We start from the raw sequence: 23,808 nt of genomic DNA on the forward strand, positions 1-23,808 counted from the left end.
CATGGAGAGGAGATTCATCGAAAGCCCCCGGTTTCCAATCTGGGAGGTCAATGAAAAGAGCCTCAAAGAGAAGGGCCCGGCAAGGCCGCCGTACTGGGAGATGGTCTTTTACTGGACAAGAAAGCCCCTCATCGGGGCGAGGGCCGTTATCGCCGGTGCACTCCTGCCGGAGGAGATTGACGAGAACCGCTTTAAAACTCTCATCGGCTTAAATGAGAAAACCCCTCATCGCGTTAACCCAAAGATTCCCGCAGACCTTGAGAAATACTTCAGGGGCAAGAAGCTCCTCGACCCCTTCGCGGGCTTTGGTTCAATACCGCTCGAAGGCCTTCGCCTTGGCCTCGACGTCACCGCTGTGGAACTTCTGCCCACGACTTACGTCTTCCTCAAGGCCGTTCTCGATTATCCGAAAAAGTTCGGAAAGCCCCTCGTGAAGGACGTGGAGAAGTGGGGCAACTGGATTACCGAGCAACTCAAAAACGACCCCGAAATCAGGGAGCTTTACGATGAGGACGTCGCAGTTTACATCGGCACCTGGGAGGTGAAGTGCCCCCACTGCGGCAGATGGACGCCGGCAATCGGAAACTACTGGCTCGCCCGCGTAAAGGACAGCAAGGGCTACAAGAGGCTCGCCTACATGAAGCCCGAAAGGAAGGGTGATGAGATCGAGATAAGGGTGATCGACCTCAACGAGATACTCGGCGATGTTTCGAAGGCGAAGGTGGACACGAAAGCAGGGGAGATTGTCTTTGAGAGCGAGGTTTATGTTAAGAAGGTGGAGAAGGCAATCAGGGCTGGGAAGCTGAAGGACGACGACGTGAGGATGAGCGGAGATAAGGTCATCTTCAAGGTTCCCCACGCCAACATTGAAGCGAGAAAGAGCCAGCTCACCTGCCTCGCCTGCGGGAACATCATAAAGTACGCCGATGAGGAGGGCAGGCACTACACGGAGAGGGTCAAGGGCAACAACGAGTTCTACGTGAAGTTCGCTTTGAAGAAGTACCACGAGGGAGACGAGCGCTTCGCCCGCCAGAGGCTCCTCGTGAAGGTGAAGGTCAAGGACAGGGACTTAATTTTCGAGCCCGCCAGCAGAGAGGACAACGAGAAACTGTGGAAGGCGAAGGAGAAGGTCAAAGAATTGCTGGAGAAAAAGGACCCGGACGTGCCGATTGAGAGTATCCCTCTTTACGAAAACCGCCGTATCACTCCAATACTCAGTGCGGAAAGATGGTACCAATTCTTCAACCCCCGCCAGCTCCTCACGCTGATTAAGCTCGTGAGGCTCATCCGCGAGGTGGGCAAGCGCGTTGAGGAGGAGAAGCTGGAGGAGGGCTGGGGCGAGGAGAGGGCCTTCGAGTACGCGGAGGCGGTGGCGACGTACTTGAGCATGGCAATGCTTCGTAGCATGGCATATTCCAACGCAGTAAACACATGGACATCTTCAACGGGTTTTGGGTCTCCACTTGCACTAAAACCCACAACTGCTCTTCTCAACAGAGGAATCTCGATGAATTGGAACTGGTGTGATACTAATTTTACATATCCATTTGCAGGGAGCTTTGTGAGAGCATTGGAAGTTATGATGAGGTCCCTCAACTACCTCACCACCGCCCTCGCTCCCTCTTCCCAGAAGACCCTCACCGAGTTGGAGACCAACACGGTGAAAGTTCTCCAGGGCGACGCGACCTCCCTCGATCTCGGTGAGAAGTTCGACGTCATCGTCACCGACCCGCCGTACGCTGATGATGTCCCCTACACCGAGCTGAGCGACTTCTACTACGTCTGGCTCAAGAGGGCCTTAAGCGACTCCGACGGGAGGAAGCTTGTCCCAAGGTTCCATAAGACGGCCTTCTTCAAGAAAATCGGACCGAAATGGGTTGAGATTAGGGCACAATGGAAAGAGTTTGGGAAAAAGGAAGTCTCATATAACCCCGGAAGATTCGCAGAGAGAAATGACAGAAACGAATTTGCACAGCAGCACTTTGAGAACCTTTTCAGCCAGGCCTTCGTGGCGATGAGGGAGCACCTCAAGGACGGCGGAATCATCGTTACGTATTACGCCCACACCGACCCGGAGAGCTGGGCGAACCTCATCGAGGCCGGCTGGAAGAGGGCGAAGCTCCAGATAACGAGGGCGATTCCAATCGGCACGGAATCAAAGACGAGCATTGTGAGCAGGGGCAAGCTCAGCCTCGACACCTCAATCGTCGCGGTCTGGAGAAAATCCGCCGGAGAGAGAAAGCAGGTTCAAATCTCTGTCCTCAGGAGTGAGATGGACGCCAGGGCCAGAGAATCTGCCAGGGAGTTCATCAGGTACGGTTACGCCGGCCTCGACCTGCTTTACGGCGTCATGGCCGCTGTGCTTGAAGAGGTGACGAAGTACGGTGAGGTGCTCTCGCCGAAGGGCCCGCTCCCGACTAAGGAGCTCCTCAACGATTACGTTTACCCTGCAACGATAAGGGGCATCATCGAGGCCATCGCGGAAATTGAGGAGGGGCAAAGGATAACCTCAAACGAGGCGGTCTTTTACACCGCATACAAGGTGCTCTTTGGCAACAAGACCCTCAAACCCAACGACATAATACTCCTCAACCTCGCGACCTTCACCGATTCCAACGGCCTCATAAAGGCGGGAGTGTTAAAGGGGAAGGGCTCGGCCAGCAAGAAGGAGTTTACCCTTTACACCCCCGACCTCCTCGGGAAGAAGGCCCTCGATGCCAAGGAGCTCCAGAAGTTCCTCTATGAGAAGGGCCTCAATCCTCTTGAGCCAGAGCCGAGGAACGCGATTGACGTCCTCCAGCTCCTTGAGTACCATGCATTACTTGGAAAATCCCGCCTTGAGGAGGTTATCGAAAAGCTCAGGAGAAAGTGGAGCGCTGAAGTTGAGGAAGCCCTCACGATTGCAAGGCTCGTGAGCGAGTATTACACCGCCGTTTACGGCCAGCTCCTGGCCCCGTTGGGTGGCAAGATAAAGGCCGGTGAGCGCGATATTGAGAGGGAACTCGAAAAGGACGGCCACTTTGAGGTTCTCCTCATGAGGAGGCTCGTCAGGTACGTTAGGGGTGAAGGACTATGAGGCTCGGTTCCTTTGAGGTCTGGGACGACGTGATGGATGAGGCCCTCGACAAGCAGGTGGCCCCGGAGCTCGGGGACGTTGTGAGCGGAAACGCCCCTGAGATATACACCGACTCAAGGGAGTTCTTCAGGAGGACTTATTTCACCGACTCGATGCTCGAAATCATCGGCAAGCTCGTCGAGACCCTCGAAGGCGGTGAGAGGCACAACATCTTCCTCATTTACTCCCTCTTCGGCGGCGGTAAGACCCATACACTCCTCACCCTTTACCACGCCTTCAAAGAGCCGGATGCGATGCTTGACCCTGAGGTTCTGGCCGGCCACGACCCTGAGAAGAGGGAGAAAATCAGAGGTCTGGCGGAGAGGATAAAGGCCCTTGGCGGTGTTAAAATCGTCCCAGTTTACGGCAAGGGCAGGCTCGGCCAGCCGAGCAAGCCCCTTGAGGTCGGGCCGTACAGGGTGAGAACCGTCTGGGGTTACATCGCCCACGCCCTCGGGAGGTATTACATCGTCGAGAGGGACGACGAGAATGCCACGGTTCCGGAGATTGACACCCTGAGGGAGCTCTTCAGGGGAGAGAGGGTAATCCTTCTCGTTGATGAGATCGTGGATTACTTCGACAACCTTTACAACTCGGGGAGCGAGGACGACAGGCGTTATGCCAAAAACGTGGATAACTTCTTTGACAGGCTTTCCACGGCCCTGCTCGGCTCCGGAAGCGCGATGGTCATGACGCTCCCGATGGAGAAAAAGGAGGGCATGTTTGAGGTCGAGAAGGAGTACAACAGGGAGGTCGTCATGGCCATCTGGGGCGCCGTCAGCAGGGTCGGCGGTTCCGAGCTTTACTCCCCGCTGAGGACTTCTGGAGCGGGCAACGAGCTCGTTGAGGTTCTCAAAAAGAGGATTTTCAAAGGAGTTGACGACGAGGAGAGGGTTAAGACCCTGACCAGAATGCGCTCGGAGCTTAGCAACACCGACGTCTTCGGCCATGCGCATAACCTTGAGGACGAGCTCCGGAGGAGTTACCCGTTCCACCCGGAGTACGTGGACGTCCTCAGAACGATAATCGAGAGGACCGGCCTTCAGAGAACGAGGGACATGCTCAGAATCACGAGAATCGTTGTAAGGGAGCTGGTCAGGAGATACACCGAGACGGGCTTTGCCCCCTCGATGATAATGCCCCACCACATTGACCTCAAACACGAGAAGCTGAGGGGCATGCTGTTCGGCAAGAGCGAGACCTTCATGGATTACGCCACCATCGTTGATACCGACATTGAGAGGGACAAGTTCAAGGACTTCACCAACCCGGGACTTGCGGAGATAATTCTCAAGTACGTCTTCCTGAGGACGTATCCCTTCGACTCGCCCGTTCCCCTGCCGGGTTTCCCAACGGCTGACTCCATCGCGAGGGGTGTTTACGAGCCGAACGAGTTTGACGCCAACAGGTGGCTCCCAACGGACATTGGTGATACCGTTGAGGAGATAACGGCAAGCGTCCGCTTTGTGTATCTCAACAAGAAGGACAAGGTTCTCTGGTTCTGGCGCGTCGCCAATGTGGCCCAGATGGTGGACAGCAAGGCCAGGGAGCTCCTCGAAATGAGGCCCGGTGAGGTGTGGAACGAGCTCGTCAAGTACGTGAACAGGATGGTCAAGGAGAGAAAGAGCCTCACCTCAACGAGGGGGAAGGGGGCAAAGATTGAGGATCACGTGACGTTCTTTAAGGAGCAGTACATCATCGTGGCGAAGGACCCGCAGGAGTTCCACGACACTCCTGATTACAAGCTCCAGGTGCTCGTGAGGGACGACGTTGATGAGAGAACTCTGAGGAAGCTGATTTACGCCTATGGAACCGGTACGAGGACGTACAGGAACACGGTCGTTGTCTGTTATCCAGTTGAGGGAAGCTTTAAACCTCTCCTTGAGACGACGGCGAGGATAATGGCGTGCGATGAGGTCATCAGGGACATCGAGGTCAAATACGGCAAGTTTGGAGAGGAAGTCGTCAAGATACAGATGAACATGGTGAAGGACATTAGAGGCAAGGCCCTCGAAGACCTTGAGACTCAGATTGTGAACTCCTTCAGAGGGGTGGCTTATCCAGAGGACGATGAGGTTCGCGTCACCAAGGCCCCGTCCAGCTCAAAGTCAGTCGTTGAGAACGTTTACTCCGCTTTGCTCAGCAAGGGCAAGATCGTGGACGAGTTCGACTTTGACTGGCTCGTGGAGACCCTCAGGGGCGTTGGTGTGGAAGTTCTGAGGCCCGAAGGATACAGGGTCTCGGAGCTCATCGCCATAATAAGAATGAACACGCGCCTGCCAATGATTGAGGACAGCCACATTAGCGAGGCCATAAAGAACGCCGTTCTCGACTTGAGGATCGGCCTTGAGCGCGATGGGGAAGTGTTCTTCAAGAAGGTTCACAAAGAGGTTCCAAGCTCTGAGGAGGAGGGTAACCCGCCCAGTGCCGTTAAGCCGAGGGACCTAATCCTGCCGAGGGAGGCCGCCCTTCACAGGCAGGTCTGCAATCTGCTGAAGAAGGAGAAGGATTTAATCGTGCCCAGGGGGGACAAGGACTTCAGGGTGAAGACGTGGTACGAGGTTTATTCGCCATCATCGGAGATTGGAATTCCGTTGAAGAGCCTCGTAACTGGAGGGGAGGACTGCAAGGTAAAGGACGAGTATTTCGACATGGTTCTCTGGGGCCACATTGTTGAGAGGAGAAAAGAAGTGCCCGCAGATTGCGAGTTCGATCTGAGTGTCACAGTGTATCAGATATCAGGAAAACCAGGGACGAACGTGTCAAATGAAATTGTGATAAGACCATACGGAGAGATGCCGTTCTCTTTAGAGCTAACAACTGACTATGGAAGACTTGAACCCAACGAAGTTAGGTTTGAGAATCCCCAGGAGACTAAAGAAGTAACGGTAACCTGGTACGGCACCATACCTGAACATTCAACAACAGTAACAGTAATAGGAAAGAGTTGCGAGGGGAAGCAGAATCCCGTGAAACACGAAGTGAGCTTTAGACTTGTTCCTGAGGTGGATCCCTGTGAGTTTGAAACAAGAGAACTAAAAGAGGAATACATAAACACAACCAAGCTGCTCCTTATCAGAGAGCTCAGGGACTTGGAAGCACTAACATCCATGCCAGACACTTTAACTGGCCATATAACCGGAGAACTTGAGATTGCCAAGTCCGATGGCGTTTACTGGGAAAGTGAATTCGAGAACATCGAGAGAGAAGTCTTTGTGTACATGGTCAGGGAAATGGAAGAATTCTTTGAAGCAAAGGCAGAGATTAAGGTAAAGTTCTCCCTTCAGGAGCCCCCCATCCTCGATGATATTCTCTTCGAGAAACTCAAAATCCTGAACGGCAAAGTTGTCTTCAAGCTCAGGAAGGAGGAATGCTGATGGAGGGCAGCGTCGAGTACCAGGTGAATCTCAAGTACATCAAGAAGGCCTTCCTCCCAGTAACGCGGGAGCAGAAGCTCGCCGAGTTCGTGCCGGTGTTCAACGTTATGGGTGCAGGGGAGCAGAAAAAAGTCCCGGGAAAAGTCGAAGCAAGGGCGAGGGTGTACCTCCCCGAATTTCTCAATTTTGCCAAGAAGCTGGGGTTTAAGGTCGAAGCAAACGAGAGTCTCCTGAAGTGGCTGAACCTGCCGCCGTCAAAGAGGGAACGGCTGGAGTACAGCGGGAACAAGCGGATAATCCTGAGAACCAGCGATGATTATGCTTACCTTCGCCTGATGGTTTATGGCGTCGTTATGGCGGTTCTTAAGACGCCGGCGGAGTGGGGCCAGCTTGAGGAATATGTGCTCGCAATGGAACCGATACAGCTTCGCTTCTGGGCTTCAAGGTTCAAAAACACTTATTGGAAGTACAAGAACCGGAGGAAGCTTGATTACCTCGCAAGACGCTTCCTGGAGGTGGAGTGGGTTTGAGTGAGGACATTAAGGGAGCCATTCTGGGGGACGTTCTCCTCCACAGTCCTGCACTGTTTTACACCGCCCTAACCGCTCCGGCGAGGAGGCCAATAACCCCGTTCAAGCATCAGTTCCAGCCCCTTTACCACGCCATGATCTCCCGGCCGGTAAGGATACTCATCGCCGACGAAATCGGGCTGGGGAAGACAGTCCAGGCGCTGGCCATTGCGAGGTATCTTCAGCTGAGGGGTGAGGCCAAGAGAATCCTTGTCCTCGTGCCGAAGATTCTCCGCGAGCAGTGGAAACAGGAGATAAGAAGGGTTGGGGGCTTTCCAACCGTAATCGAGAACGGTCGCGAGGTCGAGAGCAAGCTGAGGAACACGTACGGATACACGGTCGTCTCAATTGATCTTGCCAAGAGGTCTCCCCATCGCGAGAGGTTCCTCGATATTAAGTGGGACTTGATAATCGTTGATGAGGTTCACAACGTTACCCTCGGCACCCAGAGGTACGAGTTCCTTAGGGCCCTTGTTGAGAAGGGCGGAGGGGACCTCAACCTGATTTTCCTTTCCGCGACGCCCCACCGGGGCAATCCCAAAGATTATCTCGCAAGGATTGCCCTCCTTGACCCGACTCTTACCGACCAGTATCAGAAACTTGACAAGCCGGGTTTTTACAGCAAAACTCGGGATACGCTCGTCATGAGAAGGACCAAAAAGGTCGTCAACGAGCTTGAGGGTAGGGAAGTCTTCAAGAAGTGTTATTTTGGGGCAGTTGTCGTTGAGATAAGCGACGCTGAAAGGGCCTTTTTCGATAAGCTCGATAAAGCACTCTTCGAGATGATAAAGGGTGCCAGGGAGAATTCTCCAGAGGCCCTTCTCGCGGTTCTTGTCAGGAAGAGGGCTTCATCGAGTTATGAAGCGGCGGTAAAGACAATCAGTAAGATTGCTGAGAGTGCAAACTCTGAAGGGAGCGGGAAGGCAGAAAAGGTTAGCAAATACATTAAAAGTCTCTTTGGCCTCGGTTATGATGAGATTGAGCTGGAGGACTTCAACGAGCTTGACGATGCCGTTGAGAAGATAATCGAGGAGTACTCGCCTTTGCTCGACAGGAAACAGGTGGAGTCATTCAGGGGACTTCTTGAGTTAGCAAAGCAAATCAAAGAGAGGGACAGTAAGCTCCAAATGGTGGCGGAGATTGCCGCGTATCATATCAGGCAAGGGGAGAAGGTGATAATCTTCACGGAGTTCAAGGACACGCTGGAATACATAAAGCGGAAGCTTCCCAAGATTCTGGCCGACGAGTACGGCGTTAGGCTGGAAGGCCGTGAGATTTCCTTCCTTTACGGGGGAATGTCGAGCAGAGAAGTGGAAGAACAGATGGCCAGGTTTGAGCAGCATGGGAAACTTTTAATCTCAACTGACGTTGCCTCCGAAGGTTTGAACCTCCAGATTGCCAGCGTTGTCATAAATTACGAGGCTCCATGGAGTCCGATAAAGCTCGAACAGAGGGTCGGGAGGATATGGAGGCTCAGTCAGCCGAGGGAGACAACCGCTTACACCCTGTTCCTGGCGGCAGAGACCGACCTGTACGTTCTGGAGAACCTTTACCAGAAGATTATGAACATAACTGAAGCCATTGGAAGTGGGCCACGCCTTGGCAAGCCGGTTTTCGGAAAACAAATGTTCTCTGGGGATTTTGAGGCACTGTGGAAGGAAGAAGCCTCCGAAGGGGGTGCCAAGGGAGAAGGGCCTTCCGAGTATGACCTTGTGATTGCGTCAATAAAGAGGGAACTTACAGGTTACGCTGGTGCAATAATACACACCCTGAAGAGTCTCCGACAGAACATTGAGAAAATGATTCCTTCTGACACAGCAAAGCAGGTTCAGGAGGAGCTTGAGCATATACTCACTCCGAGAGACTTTGACAGGGACGCGGTCTCCGAAGTGCTGAGGGCTTATCTCACTGAGGTTCTTGGGAAGAGGAACATTCCCGAAATTTCCCCGATTCTTCATGGTGTCGTTAAGGAAGGCCCCTCAAGCCTAATGCCAATGAAGATTGGTGTTAAGGGCAGGGATGGCGTTGAATACCTTTATTTTGTAAGGTTAGTTGACGAGAAAGATGGCCGGGAGTTCCATCGTTATCCTGTCCTCGTAAGGAGGAACGGGGGGAAGCTTGAGTTCCTTTATGGCGTTGACCTGTTGAAGCACCTTATTGGGGTGTTCTCGCAGGAGTTCGTTGTTATTGGCCGGCCCGAACCCACCATGGAAGAGCATTTAATATCTTCCCAGCTCAGGACGCTCGCAAGGGACGGTTTTTACAGGCCCAGGACAAAGTACAGAAATTACGAGCGGGCATTTTCAAGGGGCAAACTGAAGAAGGGGCGCCTCTTCAAGAACACGAAAATTGAGACAACCGAGGTACTAAGGATCGAGGGCATCAGCGAGGAGAGGTTCAACATACTAAAGTATGTTCCCAGTGGGATTCTCGACGTTTATGGGCTCTCGGAGAAAGACGTGGAACCGCCCACCGATGAATACAAGCGCATAACCGAGAGGAACTTCGTGCCCCTGGAGGATATCCTGAAGAGCGAACGGAAGGCGATGGAGATCGTCATGGAGCTTGAGAAGAAAAGGTTGGAAAAGAAGTATGGCCCCGGTGGAGGCTGGGAAGTCAAAGACGTCTCATTGAAGGAACATTATGACATCAAGGTCGTTGAGCCCGAGGGAGAAAGGTACATTGAGGTTAAGGGTCACAAGCCGCTCCTGCTTACGGCAGAGGTCACCCCTGCGGAGTATGAATTCGCGACGGACTCCAAAAACGTTGATAAGTACTGGATTTATATCGTCGCAAACCTCGGAAAGAAAAAGCCGGTCATATTGAAGGTTTTCAGGCCTTTTGAGAGGGATGCCAGGGTTTATGCAGTCCTCGAAGATGGGAAGGAAGTTGAGATTACCGGAAAGGTCAGCGTCAACATTGAGAACAAGATTCGAAAGGTGCTCTCGGTGGGGTAATTTACCTCATTTCCTTTTATTCCCAATTTTTGTCTCAAAATTCCAAACGGTTTTATAAAAACGTTCGAATTTTTGAGACTTTGAGACCATCAGAGAAACGTGACCGTTTATGATTATTCGAACATTCATAATTCGTGTGATTGTGTCATGGCATCTTCGATAAAAAGTGAATAATATCTTGGCATTTAGCGAACCAAAAAGGTTATTTATTCCAGGATTGTAAACCATACTGGTGGGTTTAGATGGACCTTGGAAAGATGGTTTTCGCTTTTATTGGGCTCGGGACAACACTGTTTTTAGCATTTAGTGTCCCGAGTATTGAGCAGGTGATTTACAATGCTTTTACACCCCTCGTATTTCAAGCTTCTCAAGAAATTCAGGCATACGATTGGTCAACTGCATTTCTCATCAAAGCAACTTGGATTCTTGTGGGAGTGTCCGTGATTATTTTGATTGTAACTCCAATAAGGGACGCACTTATGGAGCTTATATCTTCGCTGGGGTGATATGATGGATGCCCTGGAACCCCTTGAACAACTTGCTGAGACTTTTGACGTACTGAGTAAGATGCTTCTTGAAATGGCCCTTCCAAGCGCACAGTTCATAATCGCGCTGGCTTTTTATGGCGTTGTATTGTATCTTTGGAATATCTTGGGAGTGACGCCTAATACCCCATTTTACAGTGTGATGGTGAGTCTCTCCAGTGCCATTTGGGTCGGAATTGGTTTATTGGGACTTGCAGGTACATTATCTGCGTTGAGGCATCTGGAAGAGCTTCCATTCTAATGACAACTTATTTATCCTTTGACGTTCTTATTCTCTGGTTGGGTGAGTGGAATGAAGTACTGGCTCTGCATCACCAACCGTGCGAACTGGGAGGTTGTCAAGAAGAAGAACGTCTGGGGAGTCGCGAAGAGGCATAAAAACACCATCGCCAAGGTTAAACCGGGCGACAGGCTCGTCTTTTACGTCAAGCAAGAGAGGAAAAACAAAGAGGTTTTAGAGCCGAAGATTGTGGGCATCTTTGAGGTCGTTAGTGAGCCTTACACAGATTCAAGCAGAATCTTCAAGAGTCCTCCCCACCTTAACGAGACTTACCCGTTGAGGGTGAAGGTTAAGCCAATAAAGCTCGGCGAGCTCGACTTCAAGCCGCTCATTCCAAAGCTGAAGTTCATCACGAACAAGAAGCGCTGGAGTGGCCACCTGATGGGCAAGGCCATGAGAGAACTGCCAGAAGAGGACTACAGGCTGATTGAAGGCTTGCTTTGAGCCGCCTCAATCTCTTCGCCAACTTTTTGTGAACGGTTCAGTGTAAGGCAAATGCCTTACACCAGCACCTCCAAGGGTACACTTTTGTACACCCACTTAAAAAGGGGCTTTCTGGGCGCTCGTTTTACCCCATTGTTGTGCCACAAACCGCCCGGCGTGGTCGCCCAAGAATTATGGGAAAGCGCTTTATCACGCTTTTCATGAGACTTTTTGTTTTCATACTGTTTTTCAGCCAATCTGGGCTGTCTCATGTCTTCTTTTCAGAGCTTGATTTAGTGAACGTACAAGTTTATGCGTTTCATTTTTTGCAACTCGCGTTTAAATGCAAGAATTATTGAAAACAGAGGAGTAAAAAGAAGGGCGAAGAGGGCTTCTTTTGTCAGCCGCGAGTTATCAAAATTGATAACTCAAGCCCTTGACGAGTTATCAGATTTGATAACTCGGGTCAAATTCAATTTTCTTAATGACTTCGCTCGGTGGTCATGGGTTAATTTTAATTGCTCACACCCTCGCTGGGGAGTGGTGGTAAGGATGGAAGATGTAACGACCGTGCTGTACGGAATCTTCAACGAAATTAGGGTCATGAAGCTGGAAGAGGTCAATAAAAAGGTGGCTGTGACTTTGGCTGGGCCTTTGGGCGAGCTTGGGGTGCCGGAAGAATTCTGGAGGGAGGTCTACTCCCTGCTGATGGGGGCTTATGAAGACCGTGAGGCCCTCCTTGATGCCAGGGGCCTCTTCAATTACGTCCTTGATGACTTTGTTGGGAGGGGGTTGGTTGATACGGAGAGTGCTCTCAAGCTTCGGGTATTCGTTGATTACTTCGAGGAAGTGCTGTTCCCGAGGAGGCGGGACTGTGTGAGGGTGCCTTCCGCAATTGCCCTTGAGGTGTTTTTCATCCTCGCTTACGGCGAGGCGGACTAATGCCCTTTTATTATTTTTGGCTTTCAGTGTAAGGCATTTGCCTTACACCGGTTTCTGCGTGCGAAAGTTGTTTAAATCAGAGTTCTCCACTCTTTTTGGTGCCAGGCTATGGGACCTGACACGGGTATTTACACGTGTATTTACACGGGTGATGTACAGAAACGTTCAAAGAAGCGGAGTGTTACCGTGACAATCCGGGCTGATTTGGTGGAGTTTGCGAAGAGAGAAGGCATTAACATGTCGAAGTTGCTTGAAGAAGCCTTGAAAGCGTTTTATTCTGGGAGAAGCGTTGTTCTGGGGCCGGGGCCGGGATTTGAACCCGGGCTAGGGGATCCACAGTCCCCTGTGCTGACCAGGCTACACCACCCCGGCCATGTCCAGCTAAACCTTTTGAGTTAGCTTTATAAAGTTTTCGTCAGAACGGGCTGAAAGAGGGAGCTGAGACCTTTTACATTCAATAACCGAACTCAGAGGAGAGATTGAAAACCGTCAAACCACATAGGGAGGTTTCGAGATGAAAGCCAAGAGAGAAGCGCTCGCGAGCCTCTTCACGGCCATAAATGAGGGTAAAGTCGACGAAGACATAATAGACCTCCTCCTTCTCATCAACTCGATAAAGGGCATCTACACCACATCCTCCTGCTCGGGGAGGATTGGAATCATCGAGGAGCCGACCCTGGGGGCAAAGCCCCTCTCCCGCTGGCTGATGAAGGCCCACAGACTCATAGAATTTGAAGAAGCAAAAGAAGCCCTGAAAAATGCCAAAGAGGGGATCATCTTCCTCAAGAGCCAGCCACCCATCTTCCACGTCGTTGCCGAAGACCTTGAGAAGGCAAAGAAGCTCCACGAGCTAGGCTTAGCTTCAGGCTTCAAGTATACAACATTCAAGGTCATTTCAAAGCGCTACCTCGTTGAGATAAACGCCACCGAATACCTTACCGCTCCCCTTGGAAAGAATGGAAAGGTCCTGGTGGACGACGAATACCTCCGCTTTGCAATCGAGATCGGCAACGAGATGCTGAAGCGCTCAAAGGGCAGGCTCCCCCGCCTTGAGGAGAACTTCAGAAAGCTGAGGAAAGAGCTCGGAGAAGACGAGCTGTTCTACGAGATGGCCTCCAAGTACATGATAGACTACTCCAAAATCATTACAGTCGGGATGCTGAATCGGAGGGTGGAAAATCTGAGAAAAGGGATGGAATCTCTGGGGGAATAACCTCTTACCTCATCTCGTTCCACTCCGGGTTTCCGTACCTCTCCTCTATCAGTTTCTCTGCAAGCTCGAGCTCGTAGTCTGTCAGCTGGCCTTCTTCCAGCTCAAACGCGGCAAAGAACTTGTCTTTCAGCAGCTCGTAGGTCTCCCAGCGGTTCAGCTTTATTCCCTCGCGCTCCAGCGTCGTAACCCTCTCCCAGATGCTCGAAACTCCTTTATCAGAAAGCTTCGCCTTCGAAATCCTCAGAACCTTCGCGAGTACCTCCACCCTCGTCGCGTACATGAACGTGCCGTGCTGGAGGATTACCCCCTTTCTCCTCGTCTGGGCAGAGCCGCTTATCTTCTTGCCGTTGGCGACGATGTCGTTCAGGCCGGAGAAGCCGGCGTCGAGGCCAAGCTCCTTCAGAGCATCCACGAGCGGGCCGGCCAGGTAGCGGTAGCTCTCCTCGACGTTCCGCAGGGCGGGATGATAGTCCTCGCCGATGACCACCGAATAGGTTATCTCACCGAACTCGTCGTGGAAGACGCTCCCGCCGCCGGTTATGCGCCTTACAACCGGGATTCCAAGCCTCCCGGCGGCGTCGAGGTCAACGTCGTGCCGGACGCTCTGGAAGCGGCCTATAGTTACCGAGCTGGGATTGAAAGCGTAGAGCCTCACCGTGTCGGGGACCTTGCCCTCAATTCTAGCGCGCATTATCGCCTCGTCTATCGCCATCTGAACCTCGGGTCGGGCAACTATGAGCGGAATGAACCTCATGCCATCACCAAAGTTAAAAAATCAAGAGCGTTTTTAAGCCCAGCGATGATGACGCCCAAGCCCTCCTGAGAGGGTGATGAGAGCGGTCACCACTGAGCGGATAAGAAACTTTGCCTTCGCAAAGTTTCATCAAAGTTCGTGATTCCTTCGTTGGGAGCCTTTTTAGAATGGGTTCTCTTTTTTATGAACTTGCGTGATTTGTGGAACCTCTGCAAACGCTCATTTTTGATGGGGTTTGCTTTTTGGATAAGCGCCCTTCGGGCGCTGAGGAGAGAAAACCTTCTAACGGGCCCTTATGAGGTAGTTCCTCGCAAAAGCCCCAAGTCAAGTAAAAACCAACTTAGTTGGGTAAACTCACTGAGAATCACAAAACTTGGTCAAGGGTGAAGGGAAGGAACCTCCAGTGGATTAAGAGAAAAAGAGAGGTGAGAAAACGTAGTTTCCCAGATTTTAGAGAAGAACGGGGCACGTGGCTTCGCCCCACATCGGGGGTTTGAGAGTACAGGAAGCTTTTGGAAAAAGCTTCACCAAAAGTTCGTAGCTCTTTTCAAGGCCGCTGGATAGCAGTGGATTTCGCTAAGTTCTAAAGTTAAATTGGGGAGCCTCCTGAGGACTTTTCGATATCGCTTAGGGGTTTTCTTTCGGACGCCCTTTGGGCGTCTATTCAGGTAACCACCTTATTAAAGAGAGCATTTTTCGAGAGGCTCAGAGATAAATTGGCCAAGAGCAATGAAATCAACCCCCAAAAGAAGGTAAAAGGAGCTACGAACTTTGATCAAACTTTGCACCAGCAAAGTTTGATGGTCAGGGGCCGATTAGCTCCTCATCGGCCTCTCGGTCACCTACCCTCACATCATCCCAGGCCGAGGCGCTCCCTTATCTCGAGCGGGATGAGGCCTATCTTCGGGAAAACCAGCAGGGCCTTGTCCTCGACGGCATAAGCGGGAACGCAGGGAACCGGCCCGTAAGGCGTTGGATAATCTGGATCCGGGGCCCAGTTGTTGTCGCCCCAGGTGACGAAGCACTTCTCGGTTTTCCCGCCAAGGTTTACCTCCTTTATCTCCCTGACACGGTGGATTATTGGGTATTCGTAACCTGGGCGCTTATAGACGATCACGTCGCCAACGTGGACTTTATCTATGTTGTCCTCATTTATCCCTTCCAGGAGGACAACGTCTCCCCTGTAAAAGACGGGCTCCATGGAGCCGCTTACCACTATGACCAGCGGCGACTCTGTGTGCAGCACTATTTTAAGTCCTGATTGAAGTGCAAAAACTGCTATGAACGCGATTAAAATCCATGCTAGATCCTTTTTCCAGGATTCCTCCATCTCAACGCCTCCATTAGAGTGCTTATTCTCGCGGGTATGGCACCTATTGCGGTGCAGGTTTCAAGGCTGACCCTTTTCCCTGTTATATCCATATGATAGCGCGCCATCTTAAATATTTCCTTCGGGAGGCCATGCCTTCCAAGGCCTATCAGGAGCAGAAAACTCTCGCCTTTCAAAGCCCTCTCTGCGAGCTCAAGTGGGGTTATCTCCTTCTCCTCGCTCGGCTTTCTGGTGGTCGCAACCGGCGTGCCGAACTGAGGGGGAAAGCCCTTCCTCGGAAACTCAAGGAGGTGGAAGCGGTTTCTCTGGGCGAGCTCGAGGAGATACTTCCCTCCCTCGCCTATGGTCGTGTGACCGGCTATTTCCTCGGCAACATCAACCGGCCTGCCCTCGAAGGGGAATCCCACCAGAGCCAGGTGAAAACCGTAGGCGTAAGCTATTGGTCCGGCTCTGGCTATGGCCCTCAGGTGGGCCTCGTGCAGCTTCCTTGGGTCGTAGGTGTTGTAGAGCGCAACCGTCAGCATGTTCCTCGGAAAAAGTGTCCAACAAAGGTTTATAAGGATTTATAGCAGACTAAACATTTAGTATGACCACGCTAGAGGAAATAAACCTGCTTGTTGAAAGGGGCTACTACGAGGAGGCCCTTGCAAAGGTTCATGAGCTTAAGGACCCCATAGACCAAGTGGAGGCTCTCACCAAGATAGTCGTGGCCATATACCAGCACGGTGGCCCGATGGAGTGGATTCCGAGCATCATAGAGGACGCCATGTACATCGCGAAGAAACTCAAAGACCCTTCTAACAAGGCTGTGGCGTATTCCATAATCGCTTCCGCCCTTGCGATAATGGAGTACGAAGAGGACGCGATGGATTTCTTCAACCGGGCGATAGATGAGACTAACGATATAGAAAGCCCAATAGAGAAGGGCATAGTTCTCTCGACCCTTGCCTATCACCTCGCCCTTGCAGGTTATCCCGACAACGCCCTCGAGATCTTCAACATCGCCTTCGATACGATAATTGGGGCTGAGATAGGCTACACCCACAAGGTGGACGGCATACTCAGGATGGGAGAGCTTCTTGAAAAGGCTGGGGATACCTTGCCATCGAACAAGGCCCTGGACTTTTATAAGATGGCATTTGACATATTCGACAAGCTCCACGTCAATCAACGCGCGGCGATGGTCGAGAAAAAGATAGAGCTTGCGAAAACGGTTTATGACGTCGGGCTTCCGCAGATACGCGCAGCCCTGCTTGAGGGGAGGAACTACTACGCGCTGGCCCTCATAGAGAAGAAGTACAGCGGCGTTGTGAGACTCATCGGAGAGCTCGAAGTTGCCCTCTGGATGAAGAGGGTGAACAACGTAGAGTATCTCGACGTTGTTAACAAGGCTTTCGAGCGCTGTGAGAACCCGAGGTTCACCGACGTCAACGTCCAGCACATAGCTAGGCTCCTCACCGAGCTTGGAAACCTGAACAGGGCACTAAAATTCGCAAAAGAAATACAGGATATCCACAAGAGAAGCGAGGCACTGAAGGCCATAGCCCTTGAGCTGGCCAGGAGGAAGGAGTTCGAAGATGCAAGGGAAATCATTGAAAGCATCCCCGATCCAAAGATAAAGGAGGAGGCACTCACAGAGCTTGAGACCATAGAAGGGAGTCAGTGAGGGGGTCCGCATGATATTTGATGCCCATTCAGACCTGCCTACTTTTATCTATGACGAGAGGAAGAAAGGAAAAACCCTTGTCCTCGAGAAAAGCTTTAACCAGTTCTTCGCTCCAGGCGTAGCCGCTCGAGTGATGGCCATCTGGACGAGGCCAGACAGGAGGAGCTCGGCCCTGAGATACGGGCTGGAGGTTCTCAACGCCCTTCGGAAAGACGTCGAGGAGAGCGAGCGCTTCGAGCTTGTGACAAGCGTCGGGGAGATGAAAAAGGCCATCGAGGAAGGAAGGGCCGCCCTCTGGCTGGGCCTTGAGGGCGGGGAGCCGATAGAGGACAGCCTGGATTTGCTGGAGGTCTTCTACCATCTCGGCCTGAGGGTTCTAACGCTCACGTGGAGCCTCAGGAACGCAATAGGCGACGGCGTCTTCGAGAGGACAAACGGGGGTCTGACCAACTTCGGCGTTGAAGTCGTCGGAAAGGCCGAGGAACTGGGAATCCTCATAGACCTCAGCCACATAAACGAAGCCGGCTTCTGGGACACTCTAGACGTTACCGCATTTCCCGTTATGGCCTCGCACTCCAATGCGAGAGCGCTGTGCGATCACCCGAGGAACCTCACGGACGAGCAGATAAAGGCCATAGCGGAGCGAGATGGAGTTATCGGAGCGGTTGCCATTCCGAGCTTTGTAGACAGAGAAAAGCCAACGCTGGAGAAGTACGTCGAGCACATCGATTATATGGTCGAGCTGGCGGGATACAAGCACGTGGGGCTCGGCTTCGACTTCGTGTACTACCTGTCCGGCTGGAGTGGGAGGAGCGTTGAGGGCTTTGAGAACGAGTCGAAGATTCCAGAGCTGCTTGAGAGACTGAACGAGAACTTCAGCGCGAAAGAGATTGAAGCGATAACTTTCAGGAACCTCGAGCGCCTTTTTGAGAGGGTTATCGGATGACGGAACCTTTTTATCCCCCTTTTCTCAGCAATCCGCGGTGAGCCCATGGAGGAGGTCTACTTCCTAACTGCAGGAGACGCGAGAAGGCTGCTCTTCGCGAGAGGGGGAGCGAGGCTTAACCTGGATTTGAGAAAGACCGGGCGTTCATGGCTCATCACCATTGAGGGAGACGAGTTCATCTTTCCGGACGGCACGCGCGTTGAGAGGAGCCTGGTCGAAAGGATAGCGAGGGACGAGGGGAGCGTTTACTTCGTTAAAAACGGAGGAGTTTACAAGGCAGCGATAGCGAGTGAAGAGGGCTTCTACAAGCTCGTGCCGACGGTTCCGCCGACGATAGAGATAAACGGCATCAGAATGCACCGCACGAAGGAGGTAAACCCCCTGCAGGACACGCTCAACAAGGTGAACACAGTAAAGCCGAAGGAGGGCGAGATGGTTTTGGACACCTGCATGGGGCTCGGCTACACCGCGATAGAGGCCGCGAAACGCGGTGCTTACGTGATAACTATAGAAAAGGATAAGAGCGTCATAGAACTGGCAAGAATAAACCCCTGGAGCAGGGAGCTCTTCCAGGGCGGGAAGATTCAGATCATCCACGGGGATGCCTTCGAGGTCATTAAGCGCTTCAACGACGGGAGCTTTGATGTGATAATCCACGACCCCCCTCGCTTTTCTCTGGCGGGTCATCTCTACAGCGGGGAGTTTTACGGGGAGCTCTTCAGGATTCTCAAGCCCGGCGGAAGGCTGTTCCACTACGTTGGAAACCCCGGGAAGAAGTACAGGAGAAAAGACCTCCAGAAGGGCGTGATGGAGCGCTTAAGGAAGGCCGGCTTCGTCGGGGTAAAAAGGGTTGAGGAAGCGCTCGGTGTAGTGGCGAGGAAACCGGAGAAAAGAACAAAATGAACGGGCTCACTCTAAGCCCTTCAGAATCTTCTCCACATCGAAACCTTCCTCGTACTTCTTGAGCTTCCTCTCGAAGAACTCCATGAAGAGCTTGTAGCGCTTGGCCCTGTGCTTTGGAGAACCCCTTATGCTGTGGCCGTGGGCACCGCGCCTGAATATCGCTATGTAGGCCTCCTTGCCGAGGTCCCTGAGGGCGTGGTAGAACATGACGCTCTGGTCGAGCGGGCAGCGGTAGTCCTCCAGCGAATGGATGAGCAGTATCGGGGCCTTGACGTTCTCGACGTAGAAGAGCGGGCTGAGCTTTCTGTAGTTCTCGTTGTTCAGCGGGTCGTCTCCGATTACCTCCTTGTCGAACCAGAGGCCTATATCGGAGAAAGCGTAGCTCGTCAGCCAGTAGCTTATGCCGTTCTCACTTATTCCAGCCTTGAAGAGCTCGCTCTGCGTCAGCGCCCAGTTGGTCATGAATCCACCGTAGCTTATGCCCGTTATTCCAACCCTCTCGCGGTCGGCCTGCGGTTCAAGCCTGAAGAACGCCTCAATTCCGTTCATTATATCCAGGAAGTCCTCGAGGCCTGTTCTCTCCAGAACGCGAAGGGCGAACTCCTCTGAATAGCCGTTGCTTCCACGCGGGTTCACGAAGACGATGTAGTAGCCCTTATTCGCCATCAGCTGCATCTCGTACTTGAAGTAGTGGCCGTACATTCCCTTCGGTCCGCCGTGGACGAATACTATGACCGGAGCCTTCTCATCCTCCTTCAGCTCGGGCCTGATGTACCAGCCGTCTATCTCGAGGTCGAGGGACTTAAACCTGAAGTGCCTTGGCTCAAAGGTCCTGAGCCTCTCAAAGAGCGGCCCGTTGTAGTCGGTGAGCTGCTTAAGTTCGCCGTCGTAGATGTAGAGCTCTCTCAGGCGCGTTGCAGTCTCGATGAGCATCGCAACCCTTCCGCCGTCGGTGTCGAAGCCCATGATCCAGTGCTCGCCAACGGTTATCGGCTCGACCTCACCATCCCATAGGTAGAGGTTGATACTGCCAGCCTCGTAGAGGGTGAAGTAGACTCTGCCACCGTCTAGCTTAGCCTGGCCTGTATTCCTGCCGAGGTGTTCATTAATAGCCTTCAGCTCGCCGTCGTAGAGGTAGAGGAAGTCGTGCTCGCTGAGCTTTTTCTTCTCAGGCTTGCCACGGAGGAGGATGGTCTTACCGTCGGAATCAACCGCCTGGAAGGAAACCTTCTCGAAGAGCTTCTCCTCCTCTCCGTCGCGCCAGAGGTAGATATCGGTGAACTTGAAGAAGGCAGGCTTGCTGCCCTCACGGTAGGGAACGTTGACGACTATGGCGTTGCCGTGCCAGATACCTGAGCTGAAGCGCGGCTTCTCAAACTCCTCAAGTATCTCCTCGCTCTCGGTGTCGAGAACCCAGAAGGTGGTCTTCTCGCCGTCGAAGAAGCCCATGTTGTCGAACCACACAGGGACATCGTCCTCGAAGATGAAGTCCTCGTCGTCTCTGCGCTTGAAGCCTACAACAAGGAGACGCCGGGAATCGTCGTTCCACTGGATGAAGCGGACGTTTTTAGCTTCCAGAACCCTCTTGGCGCTCAGCGTTTCAACGTCGGCAACCCATATCTCGGAAGTCTTCTTCTCCTCGTTGGGCATCATGAAGGCGAGCTTCCTGCCATCCGGAGAAAAGCGAGGCATGGAAGCGTTCTCGATGAAGCGTCTTGCCCCGATTTCGATGTCCTCAACAACCACAGTGTTTTCGTACCTGTTGTCCTTCATGTTGGCCTTGGTCAGAACGTAGGCGACCCTACCCCCTTTGATCTGGGGATCGTCCAGGTAAGCAAACTTAGAAAAGGTCTTTTCGTTCCATTCGATGCTGCTCATAACGGTATCACCGATTTAGTAGAGAGCCTTAAAAGTATATAAGCCTAACCCAGTGGACAGGTGGAAACATGAAAGATGAGTACGCCGTTGGAATAATTCTCATAGCGGGACTCGCCGTATCACTGGCCTTCAGAACGTACCTTGGAGTAGTCCTCGCTGCAATAGGGATACCGCTCTACCTGGCCTACGTAGCCAGAGAACAGAATATACTGGCAAAGTCGAGGCTCTTCGACAGGGACCTCTTCCTCATGATAGCCATAGCAATAGTCGTGATACTCGTCTTCAACTACCTCTGGGACCCGAGGATGGGCCTCATAGCAATGGCAGTGATGATTCCAGTCCTGGCTCTCTACGCGGATAGACTAAAGGCGAGAAAGAAGTCTCAGAAGGCCTGAGAGGTTTCTGGTTCTCTTGTAGTTCCTCAGTTCTTCCCGCATCTCCTCTAGAAAAGCTCCCCCAACGCTGAACTTTTCCCTTATCCTGCGCGAGATGTAGTTGTCGTTGATGAAGAGCATGGCCATTGCCGATGTGAGGTTCTTGGGCTTCCTGAAGCCGGCCTTCTCGAAGTCTATAAGCCAGACGCGCTCACCAACTATTATGTGCTTTCCGCCCTGTATCTGGCCGTGGTCGAGGCCGAGTCTGTCAAGGAGGGCCGTTTTATGGGCTATCTCGAAGAGATGGCGCTTTTCAAAGTCGGCGTAGAAGATTATCTCACCCTCTGCGAACTCGCGGATGAGATATTCGAGGCCCTCAAAGGTTCCGTAGTCTACAAGCCGGGGCGTTACCTCGTATGGCTCGAGTATCTTGATGATCTCCGCCTCCCTCTTGAAGTTCATCCTCGGGGAATCCGGACGCTGGAGCTTAACTATGACGCTTTTTTCCCCTAACCTGGCTCTGAAAATAAGGCTCGTCGTCCCTTTGGCGTAAGGCTTTATTTCGGCCAATCCTAACCCTTCCAGGTGAGAGTAAAAGCGCTCCAGCTGAGCTCTGCTTATCAGGTGGTCGAACATAGGCCTCGCCGACCTCCTCCCTGCTCCAAAAGACTAGGGTTCTTATGAGAGAACTCATGTACTAAGGCGAGGGAGGTTCGAGGGGTTTCCCCTACTACCGTCACCGGATTCGGATCATACAACCCCTCGGGGAGGGCCTTCCCCCCATTACCCCTCCTCTGAGCGTAAAGACCGCTCAAATTCGGGGTTATCGTTTTCACAACCTTCTTCAAAATGTTGAAAGCCCCAACAAGGTCGGAGTTGAAGACAAGCCCCGTCACGGGACACTTAAACAATCCCCGAACAAATCTTGCCCCATTATGGGGCTTCCCGCAGACGGGGCAAGATTGTGAAGTGAAAGCCTCATCAACAACCAAAACAGAAATACCATAATCCTCAGCAACTCCCTTCAAACGTTTAATGACATAATTGAACCTCCAAACGTGGGAGAGGATGAAGTTCTGTTTGGAACCTTTATCGGAGTTCCTCGATATGCCCTTAGGATAGCCAACGATGATTCTTGAAGCCCCCAAATCGTACAATCTTTTAACAGTTTGCCTTACTGCTGTGTTAATGTAGTGCCTTGCTTGAAGTTTAGCCTTTTCATGCATTCTTTTAAGGTTTCTACTTGTTTTTTGGCTGTTCTTGTTGAGTTTAGACTGATAATCGGCTATTCTTCCCTGCCAGTAGAAGGCAATGGATTTTAAGGGACGACCATTGACCAAGAAACTCTCGCCGTTTTCAACATAGACAGCCATTAGATTGTTAATCCCTAGATCTATTCCAGCTGTTAAGTCCCCTTTTGGTTTTCCCGGAACTTCAATCCATTTTTCACCTTCGAGTTTTTCTTTGATTGTGAAGCTGATGTGAGCATACCATTTTCCTTTAACTTCATTGTAAGTTATTTCCAATCTCCCTATCTTGCCTTTCAGGTGTATCCTACCCTTGAATTGAATTTCAAGGCGTTTGAACTTGCCAAGACCCATTAGAATTAGTTTGTTACCTCCAATTTTGTATTGGGTGTTTCTCAGGATGATGAATGGTTTTCGTTTCCCATTTTCTTTAAGATAGTTAGGCGGCTTTGGTTTGAACCATTTTGGGAGTTCTTTATTCTTTTTCTTTTTGGCGAGAACTAAAAAGCTCCTCCAAGCTTCGGCATTCTTTCTGGCGATAGTCTGAACTGTGGCAGAACCGATTTCCTTTTTATATTCCTCGTAAACAATTTTTTGAGTTTTCAAAAAGTCTATTGGTTTTCCTTGGAAGTATTCTTTTCTCCGAAGATAGTTTACTCTGTTCCAGACTTTCGCCCCAATATCGGCTAACTCGAAGAGGAGTTTCTCTTGGGCCTTTGAAGGCTGGAGCTTGACTGTTACCGTTCGTTTCATTTTTCCTCGCTTTCAACTTTTTTAATCCAGAGTTTCATGGCTTCGGTCACTGCTACACCCAAAGCTCCCCTTATCCGTCCATATTTTTTCTCCACGAGTTCCCTGAATCTTTTTTCGACTTCATCATCAACGGAGATCGTTATGACACCCATGTTCCCACCAATATGTGCAAGTATGGATTAGTATTTAAGAGTTGCTGCCAGATAGTTTATTGTACCCTCGCCGTAAACCGCGAGGCTTCAAAAGAAAAGAGAAGATAAACTTAAATACTCCGCCGATAAAATACTTTTGGTGATAGCCATGGTGACGGCTTTTATTTTGATGGTTACAGCCGCTGGAAAGGAAAGGGAAGTTATGGAGAAGCTTCTCGCTATGCCGGAGGTTAAAGAAGCATACGTCGTCTACGGCGAGTACGACCTCGTAGTTAAGGTTGAGACCGACACGCTCAAGGATCTGGATCAGTTCATCACTGAGAAGATAAGGAAGATGTCCGAGATACAGATGACCTCGACGATGATAGCCATCTGAACCTCTCG

Annotated in this window: 21 protein-coding genes, 1 tRNA gene and 1 pseudogene; 15 read left to right on the top strand and 8 right to left on the bottom strand. The window is 51.7% G+C overall.

From position 1 onward, the window contains the following. Nucleotide 1 precedes the first annotated feature (1 nt). From E3E26_RS01865 to E3E26_RS11350, 9 genes and pseudogenes are all read left to right on the top strand, one after another. On the top strand, nt 2-3,076 hold the full coding sequence (locus E3E26_RS01865) for a DUF1156 domain-containing protein (RefSeq protein WP_167899656.1): 3,075 nt from the start codon (nt 2-4) through the stop codon (nt 3,074-3,076). Further along, complete coding sequence (locus E3E26_RS01870; RefSeq protein WP_167899657.1) at nt 3,073-6,492, top strand: DUF499 domain-containing protein; 3,420 nt, start codon at nt 3,073-3,075, stop codon at nt 6,490-6,492. The genes E3E26_RS01865 and E3E26_RS01870 overlap by 4 nt, the downstream gene beginning before the upstream one ends. Then, nucleotides 6,486-7,022, top strand: coding sequence for a hypothetical protein (locus tag E3E26_RS01875; protein WP_240911617.1), 537 nt, complete (start codon nt 6,486-6,488; stop codon nt 7,020-7,022). Before E3E26_RS01870 ends, E3E26_RS01875 begins: the two co-directional genes overlap by 7 nt. Further along, nucleotides 7,019-10,018 (top strand): helicase-related protein, encoded by a 3,000-nt coding sequence (locus tag E3E26_RS01880; protein WP_206204298.1) that lies wholly within the window; start codon nt 7,019-7,021, stop codon nt 10,016-10,018. Before E3E26_RS01875 ends, E3E26_RS01880 begins: the two co-directional genes overlap by 4 nt. A 242-nt stretch (nt 10,019-10,260) precedes the next feature. After that, on the top strand, nt 10,261-10,524 hold the full coding sequence (locus E3E26_RS01885) for a hypothetical protein (RefSeq protein ID WP_167899658.1): 264 nt from the start codon (nt 10,261-10,263) through the stop codon (nt 10,522-10,524). A 4-nt stretch (nt 10,525-10,528) separates the two neighbouring features. Continuing rightward, nucleotides 10,529-10,804 carry a hypothetical protein gene (locus tag E3E26_RS01890; protein ID WP_167899659.1) on the top strand — a complete coding sequence of 92 codons (276 nt, stop codon included), beginning with the start codon at nt 10,529-10,531 and terminating at the stop codon, nt 10,802-10,804. A gap of 51 nt (nt 10,805-10,855) precedes the next feature. Next, nucleotides 10,856-11,287: an EVE domain-containing protein gene (locus E3E26_RS01895; RefSeq protein ID WP_167899660.1), complete on the top strand. Its 432-nt coding sequence runs from the start codon at nt 10,856-10,858 to the stop codon at nt 11,285-11,287. 522 nt (nt 11,288-11,809) lie between these two features. Beyond that, nucleotides 11,810-12,208, top strand: a complete 399-nt coding sequence (locus E3E26_RS01900) for a hypothetical protein (protein ID WP_167899661.1) — start codon at nt 11,810-11,812, stop codon at nt 12,206-12,208. 108 nt (nt 12,209-12,316) lie between these two features. Continuing rightward, nucleotides 12,317-12,466: pseudogene (locus tag E3E26_RS11350) on the top strand (type II toxin-antitoxin system CcdA family antitoxin); the annotation flags it as partial. A gap of 37 nt (nt 12,467-12,503) precedes the next feature. Here the strand turns inward: E3E26_RS11350 and E3E26_RS01910 are convergent. Further along, nucleotides 12,504-12,580: transfer RNA gene (locus E3E26_RS01910), tRNA-His, on the bottom strand. A 142-nt stretch (nt 12,581-12,722) separates the two neighbouring features. Here E3E26_RS01910 and E3E26_RS01915 point away from each other — a divergent pair. Next, complete coding sequence (locus E3E26_RS01915) at nt 12,723-13,421, top strand: hypothetical protein (RefSeq protein ID WP_240911618.1); 699 nt, start codon at nt 12,723-12,725, stop codon at nt 13,419-13,421. Between the two features lie 4 nt (nt 13,422-13,425). On the opposite strand, the gene E3E26_RS01920 is transcribed toward E3E26_RS01915, so the two are convergent. The 3 genes from E3E26_RS01920 to E3E26_RS01930 form a co-directional block, all read right to left on the bottom strand. Next, nucleotides 13,426-14,175 (bottom strand): biotin/lipoate A/B protein ligase family protein, encoded by a 750-nt coding sequence (locus E3E26_RS01920; RefSeq protein WP_167899662.1) that lies wholly within the window; start codon nt 14,173-14,175, stop codon nt 13,426-13,428. 853 nt (nt 14,176-15,028) lie between these two features. Further along, the gene (locus tag E3E26_RS01925) at nt 15,029-15,505 is read right to left on the bottom strand and encodes a signal peptidase I (RefSeq protein ID WP_167899663.1); all 477 of its coding nucleotides are present in this window, start codon (nt 15,503-15,505) and stop codon (nt 15,029-15,031) included. Next, nucleotides 15,478-16,029: a DUF531 domain-containing protein gene (locus tag E3E26_RS01930; RefSeq protein WP_167899664.1), complete on the bottom strand. Its 552-nt coding sequence runs from the start codon at nt 16,027-16,029 to the stop codon at nt 15,478-15,480. The genes E3E26_RS01925 and E3E26_RS01930 overlap by 28 nt, the downstream gene beginning before the upstream one ends. Nucleotides 16,030-16,091: 62 nt before the next feature. On the opposite strand from E3E26_RS01930, the gene E3E26_RS01935 reads away from it, so the two are divergent. From E3E26_RS01935 to E3E26_RS01945, 3 genes are read left to right on the top strand one after another with little or no spacing between them, the layout of a single operon-like run. Continuing rightward, on the top strand, nt 16,092-17,171 hold the full coding sequence (locus E3E26_RS01935) for a hypothetical protein (protein ID WP_167899665.1): 1,080 nt from the start codon (nt 16,092-16,094) through the stop codon (nt 17,169-17,171). 10 nt (nt 17,172-17,181) lie between these two features. Then, on the top strand, nt 17,182-18,117 hold the full coding sequence (locus E3E26_RS01940) for a dipeptidase (RefSeq protein WP_167899666.1): 936 nt from the start codon (nt 17,182-17,184) through the stop codon (nt 18,115-18,117). Nucleotides 18,118-18,162: 45 nt separating this feature from the next. After that, complete coding sequence (locus E3E26_RS01945) at nt 18,163-19,020, top strand: methyltransferase domain-containing protein (RefSeq protein WP_167899667.1); 858 nt, start codon at nt 18,163-18,165, stop codon at nt 19,018-19,020. A gap of 6 nt (nt 19,021-19,026) precedes the next feature. Here the strand turns inward: E3E26_RS01945 and E3E26_RS01950 are convergent, their stop codons facing one another. After that, a complete protein-coding gene (locus tag E3E26_RS01950; protein WP_167899668.1) occupies nt 19,027-20,898 on the bottom strand; it encodes a S9 family peptidase in 1,872 nt (623 codons plus the stop codon). Nucleotides 20,899-20,966: 68 nt separating this feature from the next. Here E3E26_RS01950 and E3E26_RS01955 point away from each other — a divergent pair, with 68 nt between their 5' ends. Next, on the top strand, nt 20,967-21,293 hold the full coding sequence (locus E3E26_RS01955) for a hypothetical protein (protein WP_167899669.1): 327 nt from the start codon (nt 20,967-20,969) through the stop codon (nt 21,291-21,293). Here E3E26_RS01955 and E3E26_RS01960 read toward each other — a convergent pair. The 3 genes from E3E26_RS01960 to E3E26_RS01970 are packed head-to-tail and all read right to left on the bottom strand — an operon-like array spanning nt 21,261 to nt 23,424. Beyond that, nucleotides 21,261-21,908 carry a phosphotransferase gene (locus E3E26_RS01960; RefSeq protein ID WP_167899670.1) on the bottom strand — a complete coding sequence of 216 codons (648 nt, stop codon included), beginning with the start codon at nt 21,906-21,908 and terminating at the stop codon, nt 21,261-21,263. The genes E3E26_RS01955 and E3E26_RS01960 overlap by 33 nt on opposite strands. Then, nucleotides 21,893-23,272 (bottom strand): transposase, encoded by a 1,380-nt coding sequence (locus tag E3E26_RS01965; RefSeq protein WP_240911619.1) that lies wholly within the window; start codon nt 23,270-23,272, stop codon nt 21,893-21,895. The genes E3E26_RS01960 and E3E26_RS01965 overlap by 16 nt, the downstream gene beginning before the upstream one ends. Next, complete coding sequence (locus E3E26_RS01970; RefSeq protein WP_167899671.1) at nt 23,269-23,424, bottom strand: hypothetical protein; 156 nt, start codon at nt 23,422-23,424, stop codon at nt 23,269-23,271. Before E3E26_RS01970 ends, E3E26_RS01965 begins: the two co-directional genes overlap by 4 nt. Before the next feature lie 148 nt (nt 23,425-23,572). Between E3E26_RS01970 and E3E26_RS01975 the strand changes: the two genes are divergently transcribed. Continuing rightward, a complete protein-coding gene (locus E3E26_RS01975; protein WP_012572508.1) occupies nt 23,573-23,800 on the top strand; it encodes an Lrp/AsnC family transcriptional regulator in 228 nt (75 codons plus the stop codon). Nucleotides 23,801-23,808 lie beyond the last annotated feature (8 nt).

The organism is Thermococcus sp. LS1 (assembly GCF_012027395.1).
Lineage (GTDB): Archaea > Methanobacteriota_B > Thermococci > Thermococcales > Thermococcaceae > Thermococcus.

What these genes read in the sequence shown, in the direction of transcription:
- E3E26_RS01865 (WP_167899656.1), top strand. Translation starts at nt 2, where the DNA reads ATGGAGAGGAGATTCATCGAAAGCCCCCGGTTTCCAATCTGGGAGGTC.
- E3E26_RS01870 (WP_167899657.1), top strand. Translation starts at nt 3,073, where the DNA reads ATGAGGCTCGGTTCCTTTGAGGTCTGGGACGACGTGATGGATGAGGCC.
- E3E26_RS01875 (WP_240911617.1), top strand. Translation starts at nt 6,486, where the DNA reads ATGCTGATGGAGGGCAGCGTCGAGTACCAGGTGAATCTCAAGTACATC.
- E3E26_RS01885 (WP_167899658.1), top strand. Translation starts at nt 10,261, where the DNA reads ATGGACCTTGGAAAGATGGTTTTCGCTTTTATTGGGCTCGGGACAACA.
- E3E26_RS01890 (WP_167899659.1), top strand. Translation starts at nt 10,529, where the DNA reads ATGGATGCCCTGGAACCCCTTGAACAACTTGCTGAGACTTTTGACGTA.
- E3E26_RS01895 (WP_167899660.1), top strand. Translation starts at nt 10,856, where the DNA reads ATGAAGTACTGGCTCTGCATCACCAACCGTGCGAACTGGGAGGTTGTC.
- E3E26_RS01915 (WP_240911618.1), top strand. Translation starts at nt 12,723, where the DNA reads ATGAAAGCCAAGAGAGAAGCGCTCGCGAGCCTCTTCACGGCCATAAAT.
- E3E26_RS01920 (WP_167899662.1), bottom strand. Translation starts at nt 14,175, where the DNA reads ATGAGGTTCATTCCGCTCATAGTTGCCCGACCCGAGGTTCAGATGGCG.
- E3E26_RS01925 (WP_167899663.1), bottom strand. Translation starts at nt 15,505, where the DNA reads ATGGAGGAATCCTGGAAAAAGGATCTAGCATGGATTTTAATCGCGTTC.
- E3E26_RS01930 (WP_167899664.1), bottom strand. Translation starts at nt 16,029, where the DNA reads ATGCTGACGGTTGCGCTCTACAACACCTACGACCCAAGGAAGCTGCAC.
- E3E26_RS01935 (WP_167899665.1), top strand. Translation starts at nt 16,092, where the DNA reads ATGACCACGCTAGAGGAAATAAACCTGCTTGTTGAAAGGGGCTACTAC.
- E3E26_RS01940 (WP_167899666.1), top strand. Translation starts at nt 17,182, where the DNA reads ATGATATTTGATGCCCATTCAGACCTGCCTACTTTTATCTATGACGAG.
- E3E26_RS01945 (WP_167899667.1), top strand. Translation starts at nt 18,163, where the DNA reads ATGGAGGAGGTCTACTTCCTAACTGCAGGAGACGCGAGAAGGCTGCTC.
- E3E26_RS01950 (WP_167899668.1), bottom strand. Translation starts at nt 20,898, where the DNA reads ATGAGCAGCATCGAATGGAACGAAAAGACCTTTTCTAAGTTTGCTTAC.
- E3E26_RS01955 (WP_167899669.1), top strand. Translation starts at nt 20,967, where the DNA reads ATGAAAGATGAGTACGCCGTTGGAATAATTCTCATAGCGGGACTCGCC.
- E3E26_RS01960 (WP_167899670.1), bottom strand. Translation starts at nt 21,908, where the DNA reads ATGTTCGACCACCTGATAAGCAGAGCTCAGCTGGAGCGCTTTTACTCT.
- E3E26_RS01965 (WP_240911619.1), bottom strand. Translation starts at nt 23,272, where the DNA reads ATGAAACGAACGGTAACAGTCAAGCTCCAGCCTTCAAAGGCCCAAGAG.
- E3E26_RS01970 (WP_167899671.1), bottom strand. Translation starts at nt 23,424, where the DNA reads ATGGGTGTCATAACGATCTCCGTTGATGATGAAGTCGAAAAAAGATTC.
- E3E26_RS01975 (WP_012572508.1), top strand. Translation starts at nt 23,573, where the DNA reads ATGGTGACGGCTTTTATTTTGATGGTTACAGCCGCTGGAAAGGAAAGG.